At 68.9% G+C, this 26,671-nt stretch carries 23 protein-coding genes and 3 tRNA genes; 11 read left to right on the top strand and 15 right to left on the bottom strand.

Annotated features, from left to right (window positions below; all coding sequences use genetic code 11):
- Positions 1-111 precede the first annotated feature (111 nt).
- Entirely contained in the window at positions 112-1,854 is a 1,743-nt protein-coding gene (gene ctaD, locus C8E84_RS13270; RefSeq protein ID WP_246197081.1) for an aa3-type cytochrome oxidase subunit I, read from the bottom strand.
- A gap of 550 nt (positions 1,855-2,404) precedes the next feature.
- On the opposite strand from ctaD, the gene ccsB reads away from it, so the two are divergent.
- Positions 2,405-3,385 carry a c-type cytochrome biogenesis protein CcsB gene (ccsB, locus tag C8E84_RS13275; RefSeq protein WP_159902850.1) on the top strand — a complete coding sequence of 327 codons (981 nt, stop codon included), beginning with the start codon at positions 2,405-2,407 and terminating at the stop codon, positions 3,383-3,385.
- Between the two features lie 129 nt (positions 3,386-3,514).
- On the opposite strand, the gene lnt is transcribed toward ccsB, so the two are convergent.
- From lnt to C8E84_RS13290, 3 genes are all read right to left on the bottom strand, one after another.
- On the bottom strand, positions 3,515-5,200 hold the full coding sequence (gene lnt, locus C8E84_RS13280) for an apolipoprotein N-acyltransferase (RefSeq protein WP_159902851.1): 1,686 nt from the start codon (positions 5,198-5,200) through the stop codon (positions 3,515-3,517).
- 195 nt (positions 5,201-5,395) lie between these two features.
- A complete protein-coding gene (locus C8E84_RS13285; RefSeq protein WP_159902852.1) occupies positions 5,396-6,151 on the bottom strand; it encodes a DUF305 domain-containing protein in 756 nt (251 codons plus the stop codon).
- A complete protein-coding gene (locus tag C8E84_RS13290) occupies positions 6,148-6,675 on the bottom strand; it encodes a thioredoxin-like domain-containing protein (protein WP_246196935.1) in 528 nt (175 codons plus the stop codon). The genes C8E84_RS13285 and C8E84_RS13290 overlap by 4 nt, the downstream gene beginning before the upstream one ends.
- A 341-nt stretch (positions 6,676-7,016) precedes the next feature.
- On the opposite strand from C8E84_RS13290, the gene C8E84_RS13295 reads away from it, so the two are divergent.
- From C8E84_RS13295 to C8E84_RS13305, 3 genes are all read left to right on the top strand, one after another.
- Positions 7,017-7,652: a TlpA family protein disulfide reductase gene (locus C8E84_RS13295; protein WP_159902853.1), complete on the top strand. Its 636-nt coding sequence runs from the start codon at positions 7,017-7,019 to the stop codon at positions 7,650-7,652.
- Positions 7,653-7,696: 44 nt separating this feature from the next.
- Positions 7,697-9,262, top strand: coding sequence for a cytochrome c biogenesis protein ResB (gene resB, locus C8E84_RS13300; RefSeq protein WP_246196936.1), 1,566 nt, complete (start codon positions 7,697-7,699; stop codon positions 9,260-9,262).
- Between the two features lie 258 nt (positions 9,263-9,520).
- Positions 9,521-10,261, top strand: a complete 741-nt coding sequence (locus C8E84_RS13305) for a M23 family metallopeptidase (RefSeq protein WP_159902854.1) — start codon at positions 9,521-9,523, stop codon at positions 10,259-10,261.
- Between the two features lie 97 nt (positions 10,262-10,358).
- On the opposite strand, the gene C8E84_RS13310 is transcribed toward C8E84_RS13305, so the two are convergent.
- Positions 10,359-11,741, bottom strand: a complete 1,383-nt coding sequence (locus tag C8E84_RS13310) for a M23 family metallopeptidase (protein ID WP_159902855.1) — start codon at positions 11,739-11,741, stop codon at positions 10,359-10,361.
- A gap of 1,370 nt (positions 11,742-13,111) precedes the next feature.
- On the opposite strand from C8E84_RS13310, the gene C8E84_RS13315 reads away from it, so the two are divergent.
- Positions 13,112-13,858, top strand: coding sequence for a cytochrome c biogenesis CcdA family protein (locus C8E84_RS13315; protein WP_159902856.1), 747 nt, complete (start codon positions 13,112-13,114; stop codon positions 13,856-13,858).
- Between the two features lie 245 nt (positions 13,859-14,103).
- Here the strand turns inward: C8E84_RS13315 and C8E84_RS13320 are convergent, their stop codons facing one another.
- The 5 genes from C8E84_RS13320 to C8E84_RS13340 all read right to left on the bottom strand — a co-directional run bounded on the left by C8E84_RS13320 (position 14,104) and on the right by C8E84_RS13340 (position 18,970).
- On the bottom strand, positions 14,104-16,401 hold the full coding sequence (locus tag C8E84_RS13320) for a heavy metal translocating P-type ATPase (RefSeq protein WP_159902858.1): 2,298 nt from the start codon (positions 16,399-16,401) through the stop codon (positions 14,104-14,106).
- A gap of 41 nt (positions 16,402-16,442) precedes the next feature.
- A complete protein-coding gene (locus C8E84_RS13325; RefSeq protein WP_159902860.1) occupies positions 16,443-16,664 on the bottom strand; it encodes a heavy-metal-associated domain-containing protein in 222 nt (73 codons plus the stop codon).
- 38 nt (positions 16,665-16,702) lie between these two features.
- Positions 16,703-17,011 carry a metal-sensitive transcriptional regulator gene (locus tag C8E84_RS13330; protein ID WP_211675562.1) on the bottom strand — a complete coding sequence of 103 codons (309 nt, stop codon included), beginning with the start codon at positions 17,009-17,011 and terminating at the stop codon, positions 16,703-16,705.
- A gap of 64 nt (positions 17,012-17,075) precedes the next feature.
- Positions 17,076-18,215, bottom strand: a complete 1,140-nt coding sequence (locus C8E84_RS13335; protein WP_246196937.1) for a sensor histidine kinase — start codon at positions 18,213-18,215, stop codon at positions 17,076-17,078.
- Positions 18,212-18,970, bottom strand: coding sequence for a response regulator transcription factor (locus C8E84_RS13340; protein WP_211675564.1), 759 nt, complete (start codon positions 18,968-18,970; stop codon positions 18,212-18,214). Before C8E84_RS13340 ends, C8E84_RS13335 begins: the two co-directional genes overlap by 4 nt.
- Positions 18,971-19,120: 150 nt before the next feature.
- Between C8E84_RS13340 and C8E84_RS13345 the strand changes: the two genes are divergently transcribed.
- The 6 genes from C8E84_RS13345 (at position 19,121) to C8E84_RS13370 (ending at position 24,567) form a co-directional block, all read left to right on the top strand.
- Positions 19,121-19,363, top strand: a complete 243-nt coding sequence (locus C8E84_RS13345; protein ID WP_159902862.1) for an SHOCT domain-containing protein — start codon at positions 19,121-19,123, stop codon at positions 19,361-19,363.
- A gap of 150 nt (positions 19,364-19,513) precedes the next feature.
- Positions 19,514-19,723 (top strand): hypothetical protein, encoded by a 210-nt coding sequence (locus tag C8E84_RS13350; RefSeq protein WP_159902864.1) that lies wholly within the window; start codon positions 19,514-19,516, stop codon positions 19,721-19,723.
- Between the two features lie 225 nt (positions 19,724-19,948).
- Positions 19,949-20,227 (top strand): hypothetical protein, encoded by a 279-nt coding sequence (locus C8E84_RS13355; RefSeq protein WP_159902866.1) that lies wholly within the window; start codon positions 19,949-19,951, stop codon positions 20,225-20,227.
- A 299-nt stretch (positions 20,228-20,526) separates the two neighbouring features.
- Positions 20,527-22,977 carry a heavy metal translocating P-type ATPase gene (locus C8E84_RS13360; protein WP_159902868.1) on the top strand — a complete coding sequence of 817 codons (2,451 nt, stop codon included), beginning with the start codon at positions 20,527-20,529 and terminating at the stop codon, positions 22,975-22,977.
- A 76-nt stretch (positions 22,978-23,053) separates the two neighbouring features.
- Positions 23,054-23,641, top strand: a complete 588-nt coding sequence (locus tag C8E84_RS13365) for a DUF305 domain-containing protein (RefSeq protein WP_246196938.1) — start codon at positions 23,054-23,056, stop codon at positions 23,639-23,641.
- Positions 23,642-23,643: 2 nt separating this feature from the next.
- Positions 23,644-24,567 carry a F510_1955 family glycosylhydrolase gene (locus tag C8E84_RS13370; protein ID WP_159902870.1) on the top strand — a complete coding sequence of 308 codons (924 nt, stop codon included), beginning with the start codon at positions 23,644-23,646 and terminating at the stop codon, positions 24,565-24,567.
- A 227-nt stretch (positions 24,568-24,794) separates the two neighbouring features.
- Here C8E84_RS13370 and C8E84_RS13375 read toward each other — a convergent pair.
- The 5 genes from C8E84_RS13375 to C8E84_RS13395 all read right to left on the bottom strand — a co-directional run bounded on the left by C8E84_RS13375 (position 24,795) and on the right by C8E84_RS13395 (position 26,656).
- Positions 24,795-24,868 (bottom strand) — tRNA-Phe (locus C8E84_RS13375).
- Between the two features lie 45 nt (positions 24,869-24,913).
- Positions 24,914-24,987, bottom strand: a tRNA-Asp gene (locus C8E84_RS13380).
- A 25-nt stretch (positions 24,988-25,012) separates the two neighbouring features.
- Positions 25,013-25,085, bottom strand: a tRNA-Glu gene (locus C8E84_RS13385).
- 123 nt (positions 25,086-25,208) lie between these two features.
- Positions 25,209-25,610, bottom strand: coding sequence for a GntR family transcriptional regulator (locus C8E84_RS13390; RefSeq protein ID WP_425495956.1), 402 nt, complete (start codon positions 25,608-25,610; stop codon positions 25,209-25,211).
- Positions 25,607-26,656 (bottom strand): PHP domain-containing protein, encoded by a 1,050-nt coding sequence (locus C8E84_RS13395; protein WP_159902872.1) that lies wholly within the window; start codon positions 26,654-26,656, stop codon positions 25,607-25,609. Before C8E84_RS13395 ends, C8E84_RS13390 begins: the two co-directional genes overlap by 4 nt.
- Positions 26,657-26,671 lie beyond the last annotated feature (15 nt).

A 26,671-nucleotide genomic window follows, 5' to 3' on the forward strand; every position in this document is an offset into this window, starting at 1 on the left:
CAGCGCAGCCCGACGCGGACGCTGGGGGGTGCTGGCCCGGATTCGCGATCAGAATGGCGAGGACGGATAAGGCGGGGGCAATTGCCATCCAGCATGCCGACGCAGCATCGCTCAGCCCTCCTTGTTCTCGTCGGCGAAGGCGTTGCCGCCGAGGTCGGCAGGCCCCAGCGCCGAGACCAGGGCGTTGTCGCCGGCCATGGCCGCGTCGTGGACCCCTGCGGGCGCCGCCTCGGGGTGGTGCAGGTCAAAGGCCGGGCGCTCCGAGCGAATGCGCGGCATGCTGTCGAAGTTGTGGCGCGGCGGCGGGCAGGACGTCGCCCACTCCAGTGAGGCTCCGTAGCCCCACGGGTCGTCGGTCTCCACGAGCGGCGCGGTCTTCCACGTCTTCCAGACGTTGTAGAAGAACGGCAACATCGAGGACGCCAGGATGAACGACCCGACCGTGGAGATCTGGTTGCCGAGGGTGAACCCGTCCTCGGGCATGTAGTCGGCGTAGCGGCGGGGCATGCCCTGCATGCCGATGAGGTGCTGGACGAGGAAGGTCGTGTGGAAGCCGATGAACAACATCCAGAAGTGGATCTTGCCCAGCCGCTCGTCGAGCATCCGACCGGTCAGCTTCGGCCACCAGAAGTAGTAGCCGGCGAACATCGCGAAGACCACGGTGCCGAACACGACGTAGTGGAAGTGGGCCACCACGAAGTAGCTGTCCGAGAGCTGGAAGTCCAACGCCGGGCTGGCCAAGATGACACCCGTCAGACCGCCGAACAGGAACGTCACGAGGAAGCCGATCGACCACAGCATCGGTGTGTCGAAGGAGAGCTTGCCCCCCCACATCGTCCCGATCCAGTTGAAGAACTTCACCCCCGTCGGGACCGCGATCAGCATCGTCATGATCGCGAAGAACGGCAACAGCACCTGACCGGTGACGTACATGTGGTGCGCCCAGACACTCACCGACAGCGCGGCGATCGCGATGGTCGCGTAGACCAGGGTCTTGTAGCCGAAGATCGGCTTGCGGGAGAAGACCGGGAGGACCTCGGAGATGATCCCGAAGAAGGGCAGAGCGATGACGTAGACCTCTGGATGCCCGAAGAACCAGAAGATGTGCTGCCAGAGCATTGCTCCGCCGTTGGCCGGGTCGAACACGTGCGCACCGAAGCGACGGTCAGCGCCGAGCGCGAACAGGGCCGCAGCCAGCGCGGGGAAGATGAGGAGCACGAGGATGGAGGTGACAAGCACCGTCCACACGAAGATCGGCATCCGGAACATCGTCATCCCGGGGGCCCGCATGCACAGGATCGTCGTGATGAAGTTGACCGCACCCAAGATGGTGCCAAAACCAGCCAGGGCCAGGCCGAAGACCCACAGGTCACCACCCAGGCCCGGGCTGAAAGCGCTGTCGGACAGCGGCGCGTACGCGAACCAGCCGAACGCCGCCGCACCACCGGGCGTGAGGAACCCGCCCGCCGCAATAAGCCCGCCGAACAGGTAGAGCCAGTACGCGAACATGTTCAGCCGCGGGAACGCGACGTCGGGCGCGCCGATCTGCAACGGCATCAGGGCGTTCGCGAAGCCCGCGAACAGGGGCGTCGCGAACAGCAGCAGCATGATCGTGCCGTGCATCGTGAACATCTGGTTGTACTGGTCGGGGTTGTCCACGACCTGCAGGCCCGGAGCCATCAGCTCGGCCCGGATCACCAACGCCATGAGACCGCCGATGATGAACCACATGAACGAGGTGATGAAGTACAGGTTGCCGATCACCTTGTGGTCAGTGGTCGTCACCCACTTCACCACCGTGGACCCCGGCGCGATGCGGCGCGTGGTCGCTGGCGCATCGGTCGTCCGGAACATGGTCGACTCCGTGGCGGCGCTCATCGGGTGCTCACTCTCGTCGGTGATCGGGAGGCGTAGAGGGAGAAAAGGGCCCGCCATGTGTGTCGGGCAGCAGCCTAGGCGCTGTGCGATCGGGGAACGGCGGTCAGAAGCCATCCGAAGCGGCGGCTGACGAAATGTCAAGAGGGCCGCTGCAAAGATCGTCTCTGCGCAGTGCGAAACTCAGGGCTGAGCGCGCGTCGGTGGACCCTCGTTGCATGGAACGGTCGCACTATCGTGCTGACGGGCGTCGAGATCGGGGCTTGCCCGGGACCATTTTACCCGACTGCTCCAGCGGTGCCGCGTTCGCGCCCGCACCGACAGCCCAGAGCGTTGGCGCTCATCCAGCGGTTGCCACGCTGTCGGGATCCTTCTCACTCGTCTTCGAGGTCGACAGGTATCATCATGCTTCGCGCGATGCGGAGAGCGGCTCTACCGTGGTGCGTGACGTCGGACTCGTCGGACTCGTCGGGGCGGCGTTGACGGCAGCGCGAGCAGCGCCATCATTTGACGACGTGAAGGAGCCTCGGTGACAGGCACCACGCTGGCCCAGCTGTCAAGCCTCGCGGTGTACTCGGCGATGGGCGTGCTCACCTTGGCGATGGTGATGTACTCGGTCTATCTCGCCCGCATTGCTCCGACGCGGACGAACTCCCGGGTCGCCGACGACCGCGAACTTGTCGCTGTGGGGGGCGCAGAGGTGCCCGCGGCAACGAACGGACCGGGCTTGGCAGCAGTCGACGCCGAGCCCGTGTCGATGGGCGCGCGCAGGGCGGGCGGCATCGCGTGGATGCTGACCTTGCTGGGCACGCTGCTCACCGTGGCTGGCGTGGTCCTGCGGGGCCTTGAGGTGCGCCGGTGGCCGCTTGGCAACATGTACGAGTTCGCCATCGTCGGCTGCATGCTGACGCTCTTGACCTACGTTGCGTGGGCCAGCCGGCGGGACCTGCGCTGGCTGGGGCTCTTTGTTGTCGGGCCGGTCCTGCTGACGCTCGGACTGGCCGTCACTGCGTGGTACACCGACGGCTCCGAACTGATGCCGTCGTTGCGCTCCATCTGGCTCGCCATCCACGTCTCGGTCGCCACCCTGTCGGTGGCGCTTTTCACCATCGGGTTTTCACTCGCGATCATCTATCTCATCCAGGCCCGCCTCGAGGCCGCGGACCCCAGGCCCGCCTCCTTCATGGACCGACTCCCCGACTCCCGGGCGCTGGAGCGACTCACCTACTCCATCCACGTCGTCGCGTTCCCCTTGTGGACCTTCACCCTCATCGCCGGTGCCATCTGGGCCCGCCAAGCGTGGGGTGCGTACTGGAGCTGGGACCCCAAGGAGGTGTGGACGTTCGTCATCTGGACCGTGTACGCCGGCTACCTCCACGCGCGCGCGACCACGGGCGTGCGACGCCAGAGCGTCGCGTGGATCGCCCTCGCCGGGTTCGGTTGCATCATCTTCAACTACACCGTCGTCAACATGTTCTTGGTCGGCATGCACTCGTACTCGGGGCTGTGAACCCGTGATGCGCGAGCCCCTCGTGCGGTTCTTGGTGCTCTTCGGCTGCCTGGCTTTGCTCCCGCCGTTCGGCCTGCGACCGAGCTGAACATGGCTCCCCGCGTCGCCGCGCGGCGCTGCCGTCGGCCGTCATGTCGTCCTTGGCTCTGCGCCGCTTTCGTCACGGCGAGACAACCCAGGTCGCCTCGCGGCGGCAGAAGCGGGGTGGTCGCTACCGCGTCGCGGTTTCACGAGAGAGAGGTGGCCCCACCTGGCTGTCCTCGACCCTGCTGGCTGAGCACGGCGACCATCCGGGCGTCGAGCACGCCTGATGGCCATCAGTGCCGGGATGGCGAATCCCGCAGCGACGATCGCCAGCTCCAGCGCAGGGCCGAGCCGAAGTGCCGGAGTCGAACTCGTCGACAGCGGGAGCGAGGCGCTCAAGACTTCGGAGGTGAAGTGCCCGCCCTTGCCCACGAAGCTCCCGTCCGGGCGGATCAACGCGCTCACCCCCACGGTGGACACGTGCGCCACGGGTCGGCCGAGCTCCACTGCCCTGAGCCTGGACATCGCCAGCTGCTGCACGCTCTCGTCCGTTCGACCGAAGGTGGCGTTGTTGGTCGGGACGAACAGCACCTGCGCCCCCTGGCGGACCGCGGTGCGCAGCTGGTCGTCGAAGGCCACCTCGAAACAGATGGCGACCCCGAGCCGTACCGGCCCGGCCTGCACGATGTTGGGTCCGCTGCCCGCCGCGAAGTCGGTGCGCACGAGGTCCACGGCCGTGCTGAAGGTCCGGAAGAAGGACCGGTAGGGCACGTACTCGGCGAACGGCACCGGGCGGTGCTTGTCGTATCGGGCCGTCACCTGCCCTGTGGGCGACCACACGAGGGTCGAGTTCGAGACGTTCGGGGCGGGTTCGGACAACACCGCGCCCACCACGACGGGCACACCGACCGCGGCCGCCGCGAGGGTGATCTCGGTGGCGGCCTGGCTGTCGCGCGTGGGGTCGATGTCGCTGGAGTTCTCCGGCCACAGCACCACATCCGGTGCGGGCAGACGTCCGCGCCGCACGTCCTCGGCCAGGGCCAGTGTGCCCTTGACGTGGTTGCCCAAGACTTCTCGGCGCTCAGCGTTGAAGTCCAGGCCGGGTCGGGCCACGTTGCCCTGCACCGCTGCGACGGTGACCTGATCCTGCGGGGGTTCCTGACCAGCCGTGCGTAACGGGTCGCCCGCCAAGGGAAGTACCGCAGCGGCAGCCAGCAGTGCCACCGGACGCCAGGCACCCTGTGAGCGACCCAGGCCGGCGGAGCGAAGCCGCAGCGCGGCCAACGCCGTCAGGGCCCCCGCGGTTGCGATGACGAACGTGACCATCGGAGCGCCACCGACCCAGGCCCAGCCCACGGCCGGGCCGTCCGCCTGCGAGAACGCGACCCGCCCCCACGGGAAGCCGCCGAAGGGCGTACGCGCCCGGACAGCCTCTTGAGCCACCCACAAGGGTACGCACAGCAGAACCTGGGCCCAAGATGTACCCACCCACCGTCCCGCAAGGGTGACAACAGCCCCGAACGCGCCAACGTAGAGAGCTTGTAGGCAGGCCAGCGCCAGCCACGGGACCGGCCCGACGTAGATGCCGGACCAGGACAGGTGTGGCACGAAGAACGCCAGGCCGAAGACCATGCCCACAAGGGCCCCCAGAGCCACTGGCTGGCCCCGCAGGAGCAGGAACAGCATCGCGAGGCTGACCGGCGCGAGCGGCCACCATCCGAGCCCGGGAAATGCTGCGTCCAGAGCGATCCCCGCCACCGCGGCTCCAACGAGCCGCAGGGCTGCGTTCACGCCAGCCCGCCTGATGCGGAGTCTTCGGTTGGCAGTTGACCTGTTGGCGTCTGACGCGCCGAGGCCCTCGGATGCTGCGGACGACCCGCGCGGTACCTCCGGTCGCGCCAACGCCTGGCGTTCGCGGCGGTCCGCTTCAGGCACTGACGGGGGAATCACGTAGGCGGAGGAGCCGTTCCTCACGAAGTCCCTTCCTCACAGGAGCGACGTCAGCTGCTTGATCTCAGTGCTCTGGGCGCTCCGGATCGCCGACGCCAGCGCGACAACCTCGCCGCGGTCGGTCTGTTCGAGGATCGCGTCGGCCATCTGGATGCCGCCCTGATGGTGCTTGATCATCAGGGTGAGGAACATGCGCTCCGCCTCTTGGCCAGTGGCCGCCTCGAGCAGATCCATCTCGGTCTCGCTGGCCATGCCGGGCATGAGCCCGTCGGCCTGCAGCGCTGCGTCCTCCGGCGTCGCGGAACCTTCCATGTCACTCATGGATGTGGTCGTGTCCATCCAGGACATTGCGCCGTCCGGGCTCGTTTGGTTCAGCCCCCACTGGGTGAGCCAGCCATACATCTGGCCCGCCTGCTGCTGCTGGGCGGTGATGATGTCGTAGGAGACGGCCCGAAGCGTCGGATCGGAGGTCTTGTCGCGGATGATCAGGGACATCTCTACCGCCTGAGCGTGGTGGGTCTGCATGTCCCGGGCGAAGCCTGCCTCGGGGCTGTGATCGCCGGGGCTAGCCCACTGCTTCGCCACCCCGGCGCCCACCAGGCCTGCGGCCAGGAGCGCCACAAGAGCGAGCGCTGTGGCCACCAGGGTCACCTCGAGCTTTCCCCAGTGACCCGGTCCCTTCGGAGTCGACTCGCCGGCCGGGCCGTCATGACCATCCGGCTCAGCCTCCGTCTCGACCGGGGCGCCGGACGATGCGTGTGCAACGTGTCCGCGCACGCCCACCTCGCTCATGAGCCCTGCCCACCGTCGATGCCCCCAGTGCAGGCAGCCCCCGGTTCGGGCGCCTGCGGGCTCTGCCGGAACTCGCGGATGAACTCCGTCAGGCGGGGGTCATCCGCCCCCTCCAGGGTCAGCTGCTTGCCCCACGCGGAGGCGACGACCGGCGCGGGAAGGCCATCGAAGGGGGATAGCACCATGTACGTGTCGGGCACCGACTGACGCAACGTCTCGACCTGGGCGGCGGGCAGGTCGGGACGGTATGTGACCCAGACCGCGCCGTGCTCCATCGAGTGCACCGCGTTTTCGTTGGTGACCGGGGCCTCGTACGTGCCACAGTTCAGCCAGGCCGGGGCGTGCTCACCACCCGCTGGGGGTGTCTGTTCGTAGGTGACAGGGTCCTCCGTGTGCCCCGACTCGGGCGTATACGTCGCCACCGCGTCCAGCGTGGGGGTGTTTCGGAGATCCACGATCACCGTCGCGGCCACCACACCAGCGACCACGACGACAGCCGTGATCGCGGCAGTCCAGATGGTCAACCGCTGCCGACGCTCCCGTCGGGCCTGCTGGCCCCGAAGGTCTGACAGCTTCTCCTGGGCACTCGATCTGGCTTGTTTGTTAGCACTACCGGATGGGGACACCAATTGCTCCTCAGTCGACGTCGCCCGGCCAGGGAACGAGCCGCGCATTTCGGCAAGGGTACGTGGAACACGGCTCCCCAACCACACCCTCAAGTGACAGGGCTCGGCCTTCACGGCCTCGCCCGCATGCGCGGTGGGATTGGGTGCACGGCTGCATCCGCAGACCCTGACAGCTCTCATCTGAACAAATGCTCAGGTGTTACGCTGCACTGCTTCCCGTGCCGTCGACTAGGACTCCCATGAAGACCCGCCCGTCCGCCAGTGGCCCTCCGCCCTCGCGTCGCACCTGCCTGCGGTCTGGTGTCGCCGCACTCGCGGCCGCAGCTGTCGCGCTGGGAGCATCGGCGTGCTCCAGCGAGGCGAACTCGGTTGCCGCGCAGGCCAAGGCTGGCGACCAGAAGGGCTTTGTGTCGGGCGACGGCACGGTCGAGACGATCGCAGCGACCGAACGAGGGGAGCCCGTGGAGCTGGAGGGGGATCTCCTGGGTGGCGGGAGGTGGGCCAGCGAGTCTGCTCGGGGGCAGGTGGTGGTCCTCAACGTCTGGGGGTCGTGGTGCGCGCCATGCGTCGCGGAGGCCCCGCACCTCCAAGAGGTCTGGGCGGGCCTGGAGAAAGAGGGCGCCCCCGTGCTGTTCATGGGCATCGACTTCCGCGAGGACCCTGCACGCGGGCTCGCTTTCGTCACCAAGATGGGCGTGACCTATCCCAGCCTCAGTGACGAGTCCGGGACGCTCATCCTGGATCTTCAGGGCAAGGCACCCACCGTCCCGACCACGCTCGTCCTGGACCGCGAGGGCCGGATCGCGTCGCGGGTCAACGGCCCCGTGGACCCCACGACACTGCGCGGGCTCGTCGACGACGCGGTCGCAGAGTGACTCCACAGCCCACCCGGGGCGTCGCGAGGGAGGGGTCTGCCGCGGTGACGCAGCGTGAGGAGGTGGCCGAGCCGCGCCTCGGCGTCGTCGGCTGGGTTCGGTGGGCCTGGCGTCAGCTGACGAGCATGCGTTCGGCCCTGTTCCTCCTGCTGTTGCTCTCTGTGGCAGCAGTGCCCGGCTCGACGTTCCCCCAACGCAACATCGACGCCTCCCGGAGCGCCCAGTGGATCGCCGAGAACCCGACCGCGGGACCGATCCTGGATGCGCTCGGCTTCTTCGACGTCTACTCCTCACCGTGGTTCGCCGCGATCTACCTGCTCCTCTTCACCTCGCTCGTCGGCTGTGTGGTGCCGCGGACCCGCATTCTGTGGCGACAGCTGAGCTCGCGGCCGCCGCGGGTCCCCCGTCGGCTCGAGCGGCTCGCCGCCCATGTCGAGGTCGACGTCGAAGGTGAGACGGAAGACGTCATCGCACAGCTGCGGGCCGCCCTACGCCGCCGCCGCTACCGGGTGCACGCGCACGACGGGACATCGCTGTCGGCCGAGAAGGGCTACCTGCGCGAGGCGGGCAACCTCGCCTTCCACATCGCCCTCATCGGCGTCCTGGTGGGGATGTCGGCCACCCAGCTGCTCGGGTGGCGCGGCGATGTCATCCTCCCCGAAGGAAAGACGTTCGCGAACACGTTGTCTCGGTACGACACCTTCAAGCCCGGGGCATGGGTCGACGTCAACGACCTTCAGCCGTGGACGATCACCCTGGACCGCTTCACCGCTGACTTCGAGAGCGGGACAACCGGCCGTGGGCAGTTCGGTGCCCCCCGCGACTTCGAGGCCACCACGACGTTCACCCCGGCCGAAGCGGAACCCAAGCGACGAGCGATCCGGGTCAACGGCCCCCTGGAGACCGGTGACGGCACGATCTACCTCCTGGGCAACGGCTACGCGCCGGTGATCACCGTGCGGGACGCCGCCGGGACGGTGCTGTACTCGGACGCCACGCCCTTCCTTCCCCAGGACAACACCTACACCTCGGTGGGCGCCATCAAGGTATCCGGCGCCTCGCCCAAGCAGCTCGGCTTCGCCGGGTTCTTCCTCCCCACCGGGCGTATAGACGCCGATCGAGGACCGGTCTCGGTCTTTCCTGACGCGCTGGATCCTCAGCTGGCCATCACCGCCTTTGAGGGCGAGCTGTTCAGCAACGGGCGACCCCAGTCGGTCTACCAGCTCGACACCGCGACGATGACCCCGATCCCCGGCAAGGACGGCGCCGACCAGCTGCGCATCCTTCTGCGCCCCGGGCAGAGCTTCGAACTGCCGGGCGGTCGCGGGTCCATCACGTTCGAGCGCGTGCAGCGGTTCGCCGGCTTCTCGATCCGCACCGACCCGGGCAAGATTCTCACCCTCGTCTCGTCGATGGTGGCGCTCGTGGGGCTCGTGGTGTCCCTCGTCGTACGCCGCCGCCGGATCTTCGTGCGGTGCTCGCCCGGTCAGCGGGAGGGAACTGTCGTGGTGGCAGTGGGCGGACTGGGCAAAGGTGACGACGAAGGAATCGGCGACGACGTCTCGGCTGTCGCTCAGTGCCTCAGGCGCCCAACCCATCCCGAGCACTGACCCCCAATCCCGGCGGGGACGCAGGTCCCACAGGGGACGGTGTCTCGGTCGCCGGTGCCGATGAGTGGACAGGGCCTCGCCTCCCTAGCTTCTCTACCATGTCCGCTTGTCAGCGAACTCACAGCGAACAGTCGGATTTTAGGTTACGAACAGGTCACGCTACGGTTCTCGAATGCTTCTCGCCCCCGTGCCCGTCCCGAGGTCCGTCATCCTGTGAGCACTTCATACCGGGGGCGCCACCACACCGGACGCCACCGCGTGTCAGGCCGTAGCGCGCGCCTGCCTCGCGCCCTGTCCTCCAGCTTCGTGCTGCCCACGCTGGCCGCCGCAGCCCTGGTAGTGACTGCCACGGGCGCGAGCGTGGCCGAGTCGCCCCCGGCGTTGACCCTGGACTTCACGAAACAGGAGGCGGCAGTCGCCCGCTCCGAGGAAGCCGCGGAAGAGGCCACCGTCTCCGACCTGGCCACCCGCCGCCAGGCCTCTGCGATGCAGAGCGCAGCCCTGCAGGGACGCGCCGAAAGCCAGCTGCGTGCAGCGCGCAACGCTGCGCGAAAGGCCGCCGCCGAGAAGGCCGCCCGCGCCAAGGCCGAGCAGGAGGGCAAGCGGTGGGTTGAGGCGCTGCGCGGCGGGCGACTGACCTCCGACTTCGGGCCACGCTGGGGCAGAAACCACGATGGCCTGGACATTGGAGCCCCCTCCGGTACCCCGCTCTATGCCATGTCCCGGGGAACCGTGGTCCGCTCCTTCCTGCACCCCACCTTCGGCAACAAGATCGAGATCAAGTACTGGGATGGCTCCGTCTCCTGGTACGCCCACATGAGTGCCCGCCTGGTGCGTGCCGGTGACACGGTCATGCCCGGTGACATCGTCGGCCGCGTCGGAAGCACCGGAAACTCGACCGGACCGCACCTGCACCTCGAGATCCACCCCGCCGCCGGGGTCGACAACCCGATGAACCCAGCCTCATGGTTGCGCAGCCGGGGAGTCATGGGTGCCTGACCGGGAGGCTCGACCGCGCGGAGTGATCCCGCTCAGCGGGCATCTGACAAACAGGGGCGCCCACCGCAGGGCCAGCCAGCGATGGTTGACCACGTCCTCACAGCCACCGACGTGGGTCCACGAAGTCTCCGTCTTGTAGAGCCTCGAAATGGAGATGACACCCGGTCGAGGTCCCGGTGGTGCCGACGTAGCCCACGACGTCGCCGCGCGAGATGCTGCCACTTCGCTTGCGGATGCTCTGCATGTGGTTGTACGTGGTCGCCAAGCCGTCGCCCGAGACGATGCCGTGGTCGATGACGACCCGGTTGCCATATCCACCTCCGTCGCCGGCCATGATGATGGTGCCATCGGCGGCAGCCCGGATTGGCGAGCCGCACGGCGCTGCGTAGTCGCGACCCGCGTGCAGCTTCCAGTACTGGTAGATCGGGTGAAAGCGCTGACCGAACTCAGAGCTGATCCGACCGCTGCTCGGGGCGCTGAGGTACCCGCCGGAGCGTCCTGGGGCCTCGTCGCCCCCACCGGAAGAGCCGCCAGGACTGGTGGCCGTCTTCCCGCCGCCCGCCGCGCGTCGGCTTGCCGCCGCCTTGCGAGCTTCTTCAGCGCGTCGAGCTGCTGCCGCCCTGCGAGCCTCCTCAGCGCGTTGGGCGAGTACCTTCTTGAGGCGTTCCTGCTCGGCCTGCATCGTGGCGAGCCTGGCCTTGTTCGCAACGAGCTTGTCCGCGACGGCGCGGGCCTGTGCGGCCTGGTTCGCTGCGAGCTGGTCGAGGTCGGCCTTGGCCCGGGCGGCATCATCCCGGGCGCTTTCGGCGCGGGCAAGGGCGGCCTCGGCCTGCTCCTTCTTCTCCGCCGAGTCCGCGCGCAGGGCGGACAGGTGGTCCTCTAGGGCGGTCAGGCTGGCCTGCTCGGTGGCCAGCCGCTCCATCGTTTCGCCTTGAACGCCCATAACGGTGTCGACGAGTGCCAGCCGGTCGGCGAACTGCTGCGGGTCGGTGCTCGACAGGGCCATGTCAAGCTGCCCAAAGCCCTGCTCCTGGTAAACCTGCGCAGCGAACTGGGCGACCCGCGTTCGGCTGGCCGAGACCTGCATCGTCGTGGCACTGAGCTGGGCCTGAGCCTTGTCCTCGCTCGCCTTCGCGGCCTCAAACTCCTGAGCCGCGACGGAGTTCGCTCGATCTGCAGCCAGTGCTTTGGAGACGGCGTCTGCCAACGCGATCCGGGCGGCCGGGAGTCTGCCCTTGGTCGCCTCGAGCGCGACGTAGGCGGCACTGAGGTCTTGGCTGGTGTCATCGAGCAGCTCCTTGAGTTGCTCCACCCGCGCGTCGACTTTCAGCTTCTCCTTGTTGGGGTCGGCAGCCGACGGAGTGGCCTGGGCCGTCGTGATCGCCAACGCGCCTGCACACAGCAACGCCACACCGGCGGTACCGACGATGCGATGATTCGCAGCCCGCGAAGGAGTACGCCCTCGTCCCATGAGCACCATTTGTAACAGACCCAGGACCTTTCGCTCGACATGTGGACCCAGCTGCCCTGAGGGAACTGGGCGCTTTGCGACGGCCCCGCGCAAGACCATTGTTGACTCTTCAGTCAAATCCCTGAGGTCGCACTCATGTCAATCACGGGCGCGCGTCATGCTAGGGGGGATCGCACGAGCCTTTACCTGGTCCACGAACTGGACCCCAAAGGCACCGCACAGGCATGCTGGGCCATGAGCTGGAACCGGCACCCAACGCTCTCGCCGCCACCTTCGTCAACCCCATGCCGGCCGCCGAGACTCTCCACCGCCATCAATGCCAGGACTGCGTTCATCGACCAGGCCTCAGTGAGTGACATGGCACGAGGGCAGGGTCTTCATTGAAACTTCATGGAATGTTGACGCCTCGCGACTGCTGGCACGGCGACAGTCTGAGGATGATCTCTCCGGCGGCTGCGCCACTGGGACCTGCGTCCCGAGCACGTGTCCTCAGGGCCAGATCGTGCCGCCTTCAGAGCGTTGCAGTGCCGAGCGTGTCAAGCGAAGTCCTCGCATTGCCGCGTCGGTCCCTGCGCGAGGTATGCCACCGGGCTCGCCGGTCACGTGATCTGGGCGCAGATGGCACGCCGGAGTCGGCGCTGGGTGGCGTGACCACGGACTATTCGGGTGCCGCTGGCCCACTGAGTCATCATGGCTATGCAGACGGGGGCGGGGTGGAGGCACGTCGTGTGTCGTCGCCCCTGCACCATCCCGAGCCCGTGGCGCAGGCATGACCGCGCGCGCCGCCGCGCGATGTGCCGGGTGCCTCGCCGCGATCGTGGTCCTTGACTCCGAAGCGCGCAGCTGGAACCCCGGCTCTGTTGCTGCTCGGTTCAAGGCCTGGGATCAACGGGGAGACGTCTTCGGCGACCGAGCCGTTGAGTCCACCCCCGAGGCAGACCGCACGGGGCCTGTCGAGATGAGGGGTGAGCTGCTCGACGGCACACTGTCAGCCAGGCCAGCCGCCCGCGACGACATGTTCGTGCTCAACGTGTGGGTTTCGTGGCGGGCGCCCTGCGTCGGCGATGACGCTGGCCTGCATTGGGTTGGGAGGGACTGCAAGCAGCGGACTGCCGGGTGCAGTTCGTGCGCGCCGACGTCCGCCAGGAGCCTGCTCGCGGAGGAGCGTTCATGATGAATGCTGGTTCCACCTACTCCAGCCTCAGGGACAAGCCACCTGCGCTCATCCGTGAGCTGCAAGACAAGGCGCCGACCGTCCGCACAACCCTCCAACTCGACACGGAGTGCCGGGGTGCCACTGACGTCAACGGGCCGGGCTGCGCGACCACCCTGCACGGCCCCACCGCCTCGTGATCGTCGCCGCGGCTACCCCAGCCTTCGTGCTCGCGGCGGGCGACGCCATCACGTCCGGTGCGTTGCCGGTCGCGGTCGCGGTCGCGGCTCTCGCGGGGTTCGTGTCCTTTGCGAGCCCGTGCGTGCTCCCTCTCGTTCCGGGCTTTCTCGGCTACGTCACGGGACTCACCTCTGAGCGCCTGGCTGACCGGTCGCGGGGGCGGATGGTGCTCGGCGCCCTGCTGTTCGTTCTGGGATTCACGGGGGTCTTCGTTCTCGGGTCCATCTTCGTGACCACCGCCGGACGGGCTCTTATCGAGCACCGCACTGTCCTGATGCGCGTGGGTGGGGTCATCGTCGTCGTCATGGGCCTGATGTTCCTGGGCTTGGGCGGCCAGCGAGAGGCGAAGATCGCCTGGCGCCCCCGTGCCGGGCTGGCCGGGGCCCCGGTACTCGGTGCCGTCTTCGCGCTCGGTTGGGCGCCGTGCACGGGCCCCACCCTTGCCGCGGTCCTCGTCATGTCAAGCGCCACCTCCGACCCCCAGGTCGGTCGAAGCGTCACGCTCGCCGCGGCCTACGGCATCGGGCTGGGCCTGCCGTTCATCCTCATCGCAGCTGGGTTGGACCGGGCCGGACGGGCATCGGGCTGGCTGCGACACCACCAGCGCAGCATCCAGGTCGTCGGTGGGGTGATGCTTGTGCTCGTGGGTGTGCTGTTGCTCACCGGCGTATGGGAGGACATCAACCGGTGGCTCCAGATCGAGCTCGTCAACAACTTCCAGGTGTGGCTGTGAGCGCACGCACCGATGTTGCCGCGGCTCGGGCTGGGTGCGACATCCCCACGGCTCGGCCTCTGCTGGCCGGACGGACTCGTGCTGCGGGCCAAGTAGCGTGAACGAGGGCGCTTCCTCGACGGTTCCCTGGGGGCGTCGAACATTTGCGAAGCGACCCGATGGTCACCGTGGGGGGTAGGTCAAAATGTGCTGACGATGCCGCTCTGCCGGGGCCTCAACGATCCATCCCGGCACGACGGGCACGCTCAGCGGGAGGGGTCGAACCGACGCAGGCGCAGGCTGTTGCTGACGACGAACACCGAGCTGAACGCCATGGCAGCGCCGGCGATCAGGGGGTTGAGCAACCCGAGCGCGGCCAGGGGGAGCGCGGCGACGTTGTAGGCGAACGCCCAGAACAGGTTGCCCTTGATGGTGCCCAAAGTGGCCCGGGCAAGCCGGATGGCGTCTGGGGCGGCTCGCAGGTCCCCGCTGACCAGGGTGAGGTCGGAGGCCTCTATGGCGACGTCGGTGCCGGTGCCCATGGCCAGTCCGAGGTCGGCCTGCGCGAGGGCTGCGGCGTCGTTGACGCCGTCACCGACCATGGCCACGACCGCTCCTTCGGACTGCAGGCGCTTGACGACGTCGACCTTGTCCGCCGGGAGAACCTCGGCGATGACGTCTTGCGGGTCGATGCCGACCTGGCGGGCGACCTCGCGGGCGGCGCGTTCGTTGTCGCCGGTGAGGAGCACCGGGCGCAGCCCGAGGCGCCGCAGTTCCGCGATGGCGGGGCGTGAGCTGTCCTTGACGGTGTCGGACACGACGACGACCGCCCGGATGGCGCCGTCCCAGGCGATCCAGACCGGGGTTCGGCCTTCGGTCTCGGCGGCCTCGGCCAGCGGCACCAGGTCCTCGGGGGCGGTCAGCGACCACTGGTCGGCGAGCCAGGAGCGGCGACCGGCCTGGGCGGCGTGGCCGTCCACGACGCCGGAGACGCCGTTGCCACCGTGCCCGGTGAAGTCATGGGCGGTGGCCAGGTCGATGCCGCTCTCGCTGGCGTGCTTGGCGATGGCGCGACCGATGGGGTGCTCCGAGGCGTCCTCGAGGGCACCGGCGATGGTGAGCACCGCGGCGATGGATTCGCCCGCGGCTGGGTGGACCTTGCTGACGCCCATGTGGCCGGTGGTCACGGTGCCGGTCTTGTCGAGCACGATGGTGTCGACGCGGCGGGTGGACTCCAGGATCTGTGGGCCCTTGATGAGGATGCCGAGTTGCGCGCCGCGACCGGTGCCGACGAGAAGCGCCGTGGGAGTGGCGAGCCCGAGCGCGCAGGGGCAGGCGATGATCAGGACGGCGACGGCCGCGGTGAAGGCCGCGGTCGCGGAGTGCCCGGTGACCAGCCACGCAGCCAGGGTCGTCAGCGACAGCCCGATGACGATGGGCACGAACACGGCTGAAACACGGTCGGCGAGTCGCTGGACGTCGGCCTTGCCGTTCTGGGCGTCCTCGACGAGCCGGGCCATCTGGGCGAGCTGGGTGTCGGAACCGACGCGCGTGGCCTGGACGACCAGGCGTCCTCCGGCGTTGACGGTGGCACCGACGACGCTGTCGCCGGGGGCGACCTCGACGGGGACTGACTCGCCGGTGAGCATGGCGGCGTCGATGGCGGAGGTGCCGCTGATGATCGTGCCGTCGGTCGCGACCTTCTCTCCGGGTCGCACGACGAAGCGGTCGCCGACGGCCAGCTGCGAGACCGGCATCCGGATCTCGACCGGGCCGTTGGGGCCGTCCCGGAGGACGGCGACGTCCTTGGCGCCCATGTCGAGCAGCGCGCGCAACGCGGCACCGGAGGTGCGCTTGGCCTTGGCCTCGAAGTAGCGCCCGGCGATGATGAACGTCGTGACCGCGGCGGCGACCTCGAGGTAGAGGTGTGCCTCCTCGGCCCCGGAGCGGCCGGGGAAGAGGTCGAACGGCATCCGCATGCCGGTCATGCCGGCGTCGGTGAAGAACAGCGCCCACAGCGACCAGAGGTAGGCAGCGCCCACGCCGACCGAGATGAGGGTGTCCATGGTGGCTGCGCCGTGGCGCAGGTTCGCCCAGGCCGCTCGGTGGAACGGCAGGGCGCCCCACACGACGACGGGGGAGGCCAGGGTCAGGGAGAGCCACTGCCAGTTGTCGAACTGCAGGGCCGGCACCATGGACATCAGGAGCACCGGCACGCTCAGGACGGTCGAGACGACCAGGCGCTGGCGCCACGAGGCGGCCTCTTCGTCCTTGGCGCGCTGCGCGGCATCCACCGGGGCGCTGGTGGTGTCCGTGGTGGGTGGGGCAGGCAGGGTTGCCGTGTAGCCGGTGGCCTCGACGGTGGCGACGAGGTCGGCCGGGTCCACGTCGGCGGCGAAGCTGACCTTGGCCTTCTCGGTCGCGTAGTTCACCGTGGCCGTGACGCCGGGCATCTTGTTCAGCTTCTTCTCGACCCTCGCGGCGCAGGACGCGCAGGTCATGCCCCCGATGACGAGCTCGACGTCGCGGTCGTGCTGCTGAGTGTCGTCCACGTGCGTGGTCATTGCTGTCCTTCCGACCCTGGTCGAGGGCCTGTGCTGCGTTGTCAGATGGTGGCGAGGTGGTAGTCGCCGGCCTCGTCGAGGGCGGTGGCCACGTCGGTCTCGCTGACCGGGGTGTCACTGGTCACCGTGACGGTTGAGGTGCCTCCGGCGGCGAGGTCGACGGTGACGTCGGTGACGCCGGGGATCTGCTGGATCTCGCTGCTCACGGCGCTCACGCAGTGGCCGCAGGTCATGCCGGTGACGTCAAAGGTCTGGGTGTTCATCTGGTGTCTCCTTGGGATGCTGCTGGTGGGTTTCTGGCTCAGGATCGGACGAGTCGAGCGATGGCGGAGGAGGCCTCGCTCAGCTTCTCCTCGAGGTGGGCGGGGTCGTTCGCGGCGTGGACCATGCAGTGCCGCAGGTGGTCATCCAGCAGGCCCAGGGCGACGGCTTCGAGGGCCTTGGTGGCCGCGGAGACCTGGGTGAGGATGTCGATGCAGTACGTGTCGGCCTCGACCATCCGCTGCAACCCGCGCACCTGTCCTTCGATGCGGCGCAGCCGGGTGAGGTGGCTGTCCTTGTCGTCGATGTAGCCCGGGATCGTGGCGGGGTGTGGCGCGTGGTCGGTCATGGTGCTCCTTCGCTCACCCCTGTCAACGATACCCCCCGGGGGTGTATTCCTTGCGTCGTGGTCGTCATCCGGCGACGGCTGGCAGGCGGATGCGGAACGTGGTTCCTTGCCCTGGTCCGGCACTGTGTGCGGACAGGCCACCGCCGTGGGCTTCCACCAGGGCGCGGCTGATGGTCAGGCCGATGCCGCTGCCGCTGTTGCCGGGTTGGCGCAGGCGGGCGGGGTCGGCGCGGTAGAACCGCTCGAAGACGTGGGGGAGGGCTTCGGCGGTGATGCCCTCACCGGTGTCGGCCACCTCCAGCTCCACCCAGTGCTGGTCCGGTCGGGTGGCGCAGAGGCGAACCGACCCACCTGGTGGGGTGTGCCGCAGTGCGTTGTCGAGCAGGTTGGCCAGGACCTGCCCCATCCGTTCGGGGTCCACGTGCACGTCCGGGACCGTGCCGCCCGCCTCGATGGTGAGCCGTACCTGAGCGGTGTCATAGGCGTCCTGGGCGGCGGCCGCGGCCGCCCTCAGGAGCAGGTGGGGGCTGGTGCGGACGGGCCGCGAGTCCAGCTGGCCCTCCTCGGCGCGTGAGACGGCACTGATGTCCTCGGCCAGGCGGTGCAGCCGTTGGGTGCCGCCGTGCAGCGCCGCAAGGGTTGGCTCGTCGAGGTCGCGCACGCCGTCCTCGAGCGCCTCCAGGTGCGTCTCGATCGTGGCCAGCGGGTTGCGCATCTCGTGGGCGAGGTCGGCCAGGATGCGGCGGCGGGTTCGCTCGACGTCGCCGAGGCGTTCGGCCAGCTCGTTGACGGTGTCGGCGAGCTGGTCGAACTCGGGGCCGAGACCGGGGTTGGGCACGCGTGCCCCGAACTGGCCCTCGGCGATCCTGGCCGCGGCATGAGACACCTGGGTTGTGGAGCGCTGCACCCGGCGGGTGAAGTATCCCGTCACCAGAAGGGCCATGAGGACCGAGGTCAGGAGCGCGACCGCGAACGAGATGAGCAGCGCAGAGCCGAACGCCTCCTCGACGTGGGCGGCCTCTGACCCGGAATGCCCGACACCGGCCTGGACGAGGTGGTCGTGGAAGATCCCGGGTGCGACGACGGAGGCCACCACCCACGCGGTGACCGCGCCGGCGAACAGGACCAAGGCCTGAGCGACGAGCAGTCGGGTGGACAGCGGCGCAGCGCTCCGCCGCCTGACCAGCCAGCTCTGACCGCTCACTCGCCCGAGCCCATCCGGTATCCGACACCTCGCACGGTGCGGATGAACCGTGACGCACTGGCGTCGTCGTCGAGCTTGCGGCGCAGGTGGCCGATGTGGACGTCGACGAGGTGCTCGTCGCCGACCCAGGTCTGCCCCCAGACCGCGTCGATGAGTTGGCGCCTGGTGTAGGCCAGTCGGGGGCGCTCGGACAGCACCGCCAGGACGTCGAACTCGGTGCGGGTCAGGGCGATCGGCTTGTCGTGCAGCCAGACATCCCGCCCGGTGGGGTCGATGGTCAAGGGTCCGAACACCCTGAACCCTTCTGCGTCGGGTGCTGCGTTGCCGATGGGTCGGGGGCGGCGGAGCATCGCCCGCAGGCGGGCAACGAGCTCGCGCGGGCTGAACGGCTTGGTGAGGTAGTCGTCCGCGCCGACCGACAGGCCGACCAGGGTGTCCACCTCGTCGCTGCGCGCGGTGAGCATCACGACGTAGGCGTCAGAGAAGGTCCGCAGCTGCCGACAGACCTCGAGGCCGTCCTGGCTGGGCAGGCCGAGGTCGAGCACGACGATGTCGGGGTCGACCTCGCGAGCCCTTGCCACGGCATCCAGGCCGTCGTGGCTGAGGTGGACCTCGAAGCCCTCACGTTCGAGGTAGCTGCCGATCACCTGGGCCATCTCGACCTCGTCCTCCACAACCAGCGCCCTGGTGGCGACACGGGCGACGGGCTCGGCGTCGCCGGGCACCGACCTGGGGTCGCGGTCAGTGGCGGGCATGCCGTCATCGTCGCAGCCGAGCCGCACCGTTCACGGCCCACACGGGGTCTTCGCGCACATCTTCAGCGAACCTTCATGGAACCGTGACCGCGCAGCAGGGGCCGGCCGAGGAGGGTGGCCCCATCGACCCGACACGAAGAGGTGAGCACCATGACGTGGGGCAATGGCATGGGATGGGGCGGCTGGCTCCTGATGACCCTGACGACGGTGGCCTTCTGGGCCGTGGTCGTCTTCGGGATCGTGGCACTCTTCCGCGGCAGCGGAGGCTCGGGGCCGCGCGACGGAATTCGTGACAGGGATGCCCGGAAGATCCTGGACGAGCGGTTCGCCCGCGGCGAGATCGACGCCGAGGAGTACCGCTCCCGACAGAGCATCCTGTCCACTCACGGATGAACCGGGCATCGAAAGAACGTCCTCGGACAGGCCGGGATCTACCCACCACGGTGCGCCTGCCACGTCAGGGGCCACCCGTGGTCAGCGCTCCCGCGCTGGCCGCAGCTTCCACCCTTCACGCACGTCCATCACGAGAATGAGGAACCCGTCATGACCCGCTTCGCCCTGAGGTTCGCCGCCACAGCCGCATCCGTCACCCTGGGCCTGGTAATGGCCTCCTCGGCATCGGCAGCACCCGCAGATGCGGCGATGTACGGCCAGCACGTGCGCGACTGCGCCCAGTCCATGGGCTTCGACCAGAACCACAACCCGGGCATGCACCAAGGCATCTCGATGTGGGACCCCGCCCACACCTGCTGACACCAACGTGGCGAGGCCGCCGGTGAGAACTCACCCGCGCTCACGGGCAGCTCGCGAAGCTCACCTGAAGCTGCGGCCCCACCGGGCGGGCGGTGACAATTCGGCGCATCCAGCCGGAGCCCCACCGCGCTCCCGTCACTCGCCTCCGGCGCCGCCGGCTCGAACGGAGTACGCGCCCGTAGCGCGGCTCGATCACAACCCGCGAACCCTGAAAGGACGTCCCCCATGAACAACCATGCCATCGACCCTGCCCACGGCGACGTGCACGCCGACCTACCCGCCACAGGAAGCAGCCTCGGGGCGCAACCGCAGCCAGGCCCTGAGAAGCACGAACGCCCGTGGCGCCACCACCTGCTGATGATGGTCATGTGCCTGCCCATGCTGGTGATCGTCGGCGCCTTGGTCATCACCGGCGTTGCCGGCGCTGGAGCAATCGGATACGCCGTGCTCTGCACCGCGATGATGGCCGCCATGATGATGCTGATGCGGGGAGATCGGCACTGAGCGCACCCCTCGGTGCCAGGGCGACTCACCGAGGGCTCCGCTGAGTTGCCGGCCGCGTCCGCAGCTCGAGCATGATCGCGCCGCCAATCTCACCCTTGCGTGCCGGCTGGTGCAGCGTCACGCGCTGCGGGCGGCGTGCCCGGGACAGCCGGCAACTCACACAGCCGGCGGGCGCATCACGAGCACTGCAGCCATCCGCTACGAGGTCGGAGACACCTCCCCGGGAATACCCCCAGGGGGTATCAGGTTGGACGGGAGAGAAGCACCTCGGGAACCAGTTGAAAGCGAAGTAGATCACCATGAGTCAGACCACGGTTCTGCACGTCGGCGGACTGCACTGGGCCACCAGTGAACACGCCATCGAGTCCATCCTGTCGCGGCGCGAAGGCGTCGAAGCGGTCGAGGCCAACGCCGCCAACCAGAGCGCCACGGTCACCTACGACCCAGACCGAACCTCCGTGGCCGAACTGGCCGAGTGGGTGCGCGAGTGCGGCTACCACTGCGCTGGCCGCTCCGTCCCCATGCACGTGTGCGAGCCAATGGACGAGGACCCAGTGCCCGAGGCTGCTCGCGCACACGCGCACCACGCCGATCAGGCGAGGCACCCGGCCGCTCACGTCGACGCCACCCACGCGGGACACACGGCTGTCACCACGGCAACGACTGCGGCTGAGCACTCACCGCACGAGATGATGGGCCACGGCGGCCACGGCGGCCACGGCGGCATGTCCATGGACGACATGGTCCGCGACATGCGCAATCGGTTCGTCGTTGCCGCACTGATGACGGTGGGGATCGCCCTGTGGTCGCCCATGGGCCGCGACATGCTCGGCTTCACGGCCCCGGCACCGTTCGGGCTGCGCGATGACGTGTTCGCGCTGCTGCTGAGCCTGCCCGTGGTGTTCTACTCGGCCTGGATCTTCTTCGACGGCGCCTACCGGGCTCTGCGCAACCGCACCCTGGACATGATGGTCCTCGTCGCGGTCGCGGTCGCTGCGGGCTGGTTGTACAGCGTCGGCATCACTCTGACCGGTGGCGGCGAGGTGTTCTACGAGGCCGCGGCGATGCTCACGGCATTCGTGCTGCTGGGCCACTGGTTCGAGATGCGTGCCCGCGGGGGCGCGAACGAGGCAGTGCGCGCCCTCATGGACCTGGCCCCGCCGATGGCCACCGTGGTTCGCGACGGTGAGCCGGTCGAGGTCCTCACCGCTGACGTCCTCGTCGGCGACCTGGTCCTCATCCGTCCCGGCGGGAAGGTCCCGGTGGACGGCACCGTCGAGGACGGCACGTCAGAGGTGGACGAGTCGATGGTGACCGGGGAGAGCCTGCCCGTCGCCAAGACGCCGGGCTCGACGGTCATCGGCGCCTCGATCAACACGACCGGGACGCTGCGGGTGCGGGCGACCAAGGTCGGCTCGGACACCGCGCTGGCGCAGATCGTCGCCCTGGTGCAGCAGGCGCAGAACTCCAAGGCCCCCGGGCAGCGACTGGCCGACCGGGCCGCGTTCTGGCTGGTCCTGGTCGCGCTCTTCGGCGGCCTGCTGACCTTCGCGGTGTGGCTGCTCTCCGGTGCCAGCGTCGAGACTGCTCTGCTGTTCGCCATCACCGTCGTGGTCATCACCTGCCCCGACGCCCTCGGGCTGGCCACCCCGACCGCGATCATGGTCGGCACCGGCCTGGGCGCCCAACGCGGCGTGCTCGTCAAGAACGCCACCGCGCTGGAGGCCTCGGCCCGCATCGACACCGTCGTCATGGACAAGACCGGCACCCTGACCAAGGGCGAGCCGGAGGTCACCGACGTCATCGTCGACGGCATCGACGAGACCGAGCTGCTCGCCCTGGTCGCCGCCCTCGAGAACGAGTCCGAACACCCCCTGGCCGCAGCCATCGTCGACCATGCCGCGCAGCGAGGGGTCGTCCCCGAGCGCCCCACCGAGTTCCGCAACGTCCCCGGCCACGGCGCCGTCGCCCTGGTGAACGGACGGCGGGTGGTCGTGGGCAACCGCAGGCTCATGGACGACGAGGGCATCGACGTGTCGGCCATGACCGCACGTCGCGACAAGCTGGCCGCCAGCGGACGCACCGCGGTCCTGGTCGCCGTCGACGGCCGGGCCGTCGCAGTCATCGGTCTGGCGGATGCCGTGCGCGACACCTCCGCGGCCGCCGTCGCGACCCTGCACGAGATGGGCGTGCAGGTCGTCATGCTCAGCGGCGACAACGAGGCCACCGCGCGACGCATCGCCGCCCAGCTCGGCATCGACACCGTCCTGGCTGAGGTGCTCCCCGGTGACAAGGCCGCCGAGGTGGCCCGGCTCCAGCAGGCCGGCCGCAAGGTCGCCATGGTCGGGGATGGCGTCAACGACGCCCCGGCGCTGGCGCAGGCAGACCTCGGCATCGCCATCGGCGCCGGAACCGACGTAGCCATCGAGACAGCTGACGTAGTCCTCATGCGCTCCGACCCCCTGGACGTACCCACGGCGCTGCGCATCGGCAGGGGCACGCTGCGCAAGATGCGGCAGAACCTGTCCTGGGCGGTGGGCTACAACGCGATCGCCCTACCCATCGCGGCCGGGGTCTTCGCCAACTGGGGTCTGGTCCTGCGCCCCGAGATGGCCGCCCTGTCCATGTCCGGGTCCAGCGTCATCGTCGCCGTCAACGCCCTCATGCTCAAACGGCTCCGGCTGCCCCACCCCGATGCAGAGACGGCAGACGACAACGACCCGGCCCGCACCTTCATCGAACCTTCATGAAACCACCAGGTGACCTCTACGGTCCGCCGGACAGGATCATGCTTCCTGCTCCAGCCCCAGTTCCAGGAGACCGCTCGTGCGTCTGACCTCTCGACTTGCCATCCCCGCCGCGTCCGCCGTCCTCATCCTTGCGCTGAGCGCCTGCGGCTCCGGTGACGACTCCCACAGCACGATGTCCGGTGCAGGCACCACCTCCTCGTCCACGGCTGAGGGCGCGACCACCAGCGCCACGGGGGACGTGGAGTTCGCTCAGATGATGATCCCGCACCACGAGCAGGCCGTGGAGATGGCCGACCTGGCCCTGGCGAGCGACACCGCATCGCCGGAGGTCAAGGCCCTGGCTGGCCAGATCAAGGCCGCGCAGGATCCCGAGATCCAGACCATGAAGGGGTGGCTCGCCCAGTGGGGGGCCTCGGAGAGCGCAGGCCAGATGGATCACGGCGGGATGATGAGCGACGAGGACATGAGCTCACTGATGGGCATCTCCGGCCCCGAGTTCAACCAGATGTGGCTCACGATGATGATCGAGCACCACGAGGGCGCCGTCGAGATGGCTCAGGACGTGCTGGCCACCACGTCCAACCCTGAGGTGGAGAAGCTGGCGACGGCGGTCGTGCAAGGCCAGGAGAAGGAGATCACCACCATGAAGGGGATGCTCGGCTGACCATGCGTGAGCGACTCTCCCTGTCACGACCACTCAGCCTGCTCGTCGCGGTGATCTCCATCGGGCTCGTGGCGGCGTGCTCCGCCTCACCTGCTTCGGCACCCGCCCCCGCGGCCGCCACCAGCGACGCGTGGGGCGGCACGCCAAGTCCAGAACCCGTGGGCCCGTCAGCCAGCCCGGGCGCCGACGAGCTGAGGCTTCCCTCAGCGCACGTCCATGCCATCGCCCGTGACCCCGGCAGCGGCAACGTGGTTGTCGCCGCACACGACGGGCTGTACGTCTATGACGGGGCGACGCCGAAGCGGGTCGGGCCCGTCATCGACCTCATGGGGTTCACCGTGGCCGGACCCGGCCACTACTACGCCTCCGGGCACCCCGGGACCGCGACCGACCTCCCGCAACCGGTCGGGCTCATCGAGTCACGCGATGGCGGGAACACGTGGACCGTCCTGTCCCGCGGAGGCGCTTCGGACTTCCATGCACTGACCACCGCAGGCAGCACCGTCGTCGGATTCGACGGCGTCCTGCGCAGCACTGCCGACGGCCGGACCTGGCGCGACGGGAACCTCGACGCCCAACCCCGGACCCTGGCCGGCTCACGCGACGGGGCCACGGTTCTCGCGACCACGCCAGAGGGCCTGACGCACTCCACAGATGCCGGGCTCAGCTGGCGCTGGAGCGAGCAGGCGCCCCTTCTACTGATGGTGGCCTTCGGTGACGGGACCACCGTCGCCGGTCTCACACCCGATGGACAGGTCCACACCAGCACCGACGCCGGTCAGACCTGGCGCGCTACCGAACTCCTCGCACCCGACGCGCAAGCACTGCACGCATCAGGCGAAGGAGAGCAGCTGGAGATCCTCGTCGCGAACGACCGGACAATCCTTGCCTCCACCGGCGGCCAGCCGTTCCAGTCCATGCGCTGACCCAGCGAATGAGCTGGGTGCGACAACCCCACGGCTCCGCCCCTGTCAAGCGAACCCAAAGGCCAGGGCCAGGGCTCCGGTGCGCCCTCCTGCGGCTCCGAGCCGGGGTGCATTCACCAGAATCGCCGGGACGGCTGAAAGCGTTACGTCCCACCGTTGTGTTAGCAAGCGTTAGCAACGACTGAATGTCGCTGGTCCCCAGCAAGCCTGTGACCTGCGGTTTTGTGTGGCCAGGGGCGGGGTCGAACCGCCGACCTTCCGATTTTCAGTCGGACGCTCGTACCAACTGAGCTACCTGGCCGGACGAGTGAGGCGGCCGGATCTCTCCGACCGCTTCTCCTCGAAGCGACCCCGACGGGACTCGAACCCGCGACCTCCGCCGTGACAGGGCGGCGCGCTAACCAACTGCGCTACGGGGCCTTGTGTAAGGCCTTGTGGCATTGCGTATCCCCAACGGGATTCGAACCCGTGCTACCGCCGTGAAAGGGCGGGGTCCTGGGCCGCTAGACGATGGGGACCCGACCTCAGTCAGATCCACAACGTCACGCAGACCGCAGCGTTCGGATCCGTTGAGGACTTTGGAAGCATAGGGGACGAATCCCGCCCGCACCAAAACGAGTCCGGGAATCCCTGCCCCGGTCTCACGGGAGGCGGGTGAGCGCCTCCTGAACCAGCGCCACGGCATCGTCGTCCGGGATGCGGGCCGCACGAGCCGCGCGGGCGTAGTCACCGGCCGCGAGACGCACCGCGGCGTCCGCGCCGAGGCCGTCGACGGCATCCGAGGCGACGACGGTGCCGAGACGCCCGCGGGTGAGGACGAGGCCGGCCGCCTCGAGTTCCTTGTAGGCGCGCGCCACGGTGTTCGCCGCGAGGCCGAGGTCGTCGGCGAGCCCGCGGATCGGTGGCAGCTTCGTGCCGACGGGCAGGCGGCCGTCGGCGATCGCCTCGGACACCTGTCGGCGCACCTGCCAGAACGGGGCCTCACCGGACGCCGGGTCGACCCGCACCAGCCCGCCCATCGCCGTGCGCACCGGGCCGCTCACGGGTTCGCCCAGGTGAGGAGGCGGTCGGCATCCCACGTCGTGACGATGCGCTCGGCCGGCACCCCGAGTCGTTCGGCCCGCTCGCAGCCGTAGGCCTTCATGTCCAGCTGCCCGGGTGCGTGGGCGTCGGAGTCGATCGCGAACAGGCACCCGATCTCCAGGGCGAGCAGCAGCAGGTCATCGGGTGGGTCGCGGCGTTCGGGCCGGCTGTTGATCTCGACGGCGGTGCCGTGCTCGGCGCACGCCTCGAACACGGCGCGGGCGTCGAAGTCGGACTGCGGGCGGGTGCCACGCGAGCCCTCGACGAGCCGCCCGGTGCAGTGACCGAGCACGTTCACCCGCGGGTTCGACACGGCCGTCACCATGCGTTTCGTCATGGGCCCCGCGTTCATCCGCAGCTTGCTGTGCACGGATGCCGTGACGAGGTCGAGCCTGGCGAGCATCGCGTCGCTCTGGTCCAGGCCCCCGTCGTCGAGGATGTCGACCTCGATGCCCTTGAGCAGCCGGAACGCCCCACCGAGCGAGCGGTCGATGGCCTCGACGATGCCGATCTGCTGGGTGAGCCGCTCGGCGCTCAGCCCGCTCGCGACCCGCAGCTGCGGGCTGTGGTCGGTGAGCACGAGCCACTCGTGGCCGAGCTCGAGGCCGGTGAGCACCATCTCGTCGATGGGGGAGCCGCCGTCGCTCCAGTCCGAGTGCAGGTGGCAGTCACCCTTCAGCGCGGCGTACAGCGCTTCCCCGCCCTCGACCAGCGGCCCGCCGGCCTTGGCCTCCAGCGCGGCCAGGTACGTGGGCAGGTCACCGGCGAGGGCCTGCGCGATCACGCCGCTCGTCGACTTCCCGATGCCGGGGATCTCCTGGAGGGTGCCCTCCTCGGCACGCTCGGCGAGCTCACCGGCATCCAGGGTCTTGAGCGTCTTCACGGCGTTGCGGAAGGCCTCGACGCGGTACGTGCCGGCCCGCGTGCGCTCGAGGAGGAACGCGACGCGGCGCAGTGCCTCGATCGGGTGGACCGGCGCCTCGAGCGGGTCGAGCAGGGCGACCATCGACTGTTGCCCTGC

Source organism: Ornithinibacter aureus (genome assembly GCF_009858245.1).
GTDB classification, from domain to species: Bacteria; Actinomycetota; Actinomycetes; order Actinomycetales; family Dermatophilaceae; genus Fodinibacter; species Fodinibacter aureus.

Coding starts and splice junctions, on each gene's coding strand:
- C8E84_RS13295 (WP_159902853.1), top strand. CDS start 7,017: ATGAAGACCCGCCCGTCCGCCAGTGGCCCTCCGCCCTCGCGTCGCACC.
- C8E84_RS13330 (WP_211675562.1), bottom strand. CDS start 17,011: ATGACCGACCACGCGCCACACCCCGCCACGATCCCGGGCTACATCGAC.
- C8E84_RS13350 (WP_159902864.1), top strand. CDS start 19,514: ATGACCCGCTTCGCCCTGAGGTTCGCCGCCACAGCCGCATCCGTCACC.
- C8E84_RS13340 (WP_211675564.1), bottom strand. CDS start 18,970: ATGCCCGCCACTGACCGCGACCCCAGGTCGGTGCCCGGCGACGCCGAG.
- ctaD (WP_246197081.1), bottom strand. CDS start 1,854: ATGTTCCGGACGACCGATGCGCCAGCGACCACGCGCCGCATCGCGCCG.
- C8E84_RS13395 (WP_159902872.1), bottom strand. CDS start 26,656: ATGGTCGCCCTGCTCGACCCGCTCGAGGCGCCGGTCCACCCGATCGAG.
- C8E84_RS13345 (WP_159902862.1), top strand. CDS start 19,121: ATGACGTGGGGCAATGGCATGGGATGGGGCGGCTGGCTCCTGATGACC.
- C8E84_RS13355 (WP_159902866.1), top strand. CDS start 19,949: ATGAACAACCATGCCATCGACCCTGCCCACGGCGACGTGCACGCCGAC.
- C8E84_RS13370 (WP_159902870.1), top strand. CDS start 23,644: ATGCGTGAGCGACTCTCCCTGTCACGACCACTCAGCCTGCTCGTCGCG.
- C8E84_RS13360 (WP_159902868.1), top strand. CDS start 20,527: ATGAGTCAGACCACGGTTCTGCACGTCGGCGGACTGCACTGGGCCACC.
- C8E84_RS13320 (WP_159902858.1), bottom strand. CDS start 16,401: ATGACCACGCACGTGGACGACACTCAGCAGCACGACCGCGACGTCGAG.
- C8E84_RS13325 (WP_159902860.1), bottom strand. CDS start 16,664: ATGAACACCCAGACCTTTGACGTCACCGGCATGACCTGCGGCCACTGC.
- C8E84_RS13310 (WP_159902855.1), bottom strand. CDS start 11,741: ATGGTGCTCATGGGACGAGGGCGTACTCCTTCGCGGGCTGCGAATCAT.
- C8E84_RS13285 (WP_159902852.1), bottom strand. CDS start 6,151: ATGAGCGAGGTGGGCGTGCGCGGACACGTTGCACACGCATCGTCCGGC.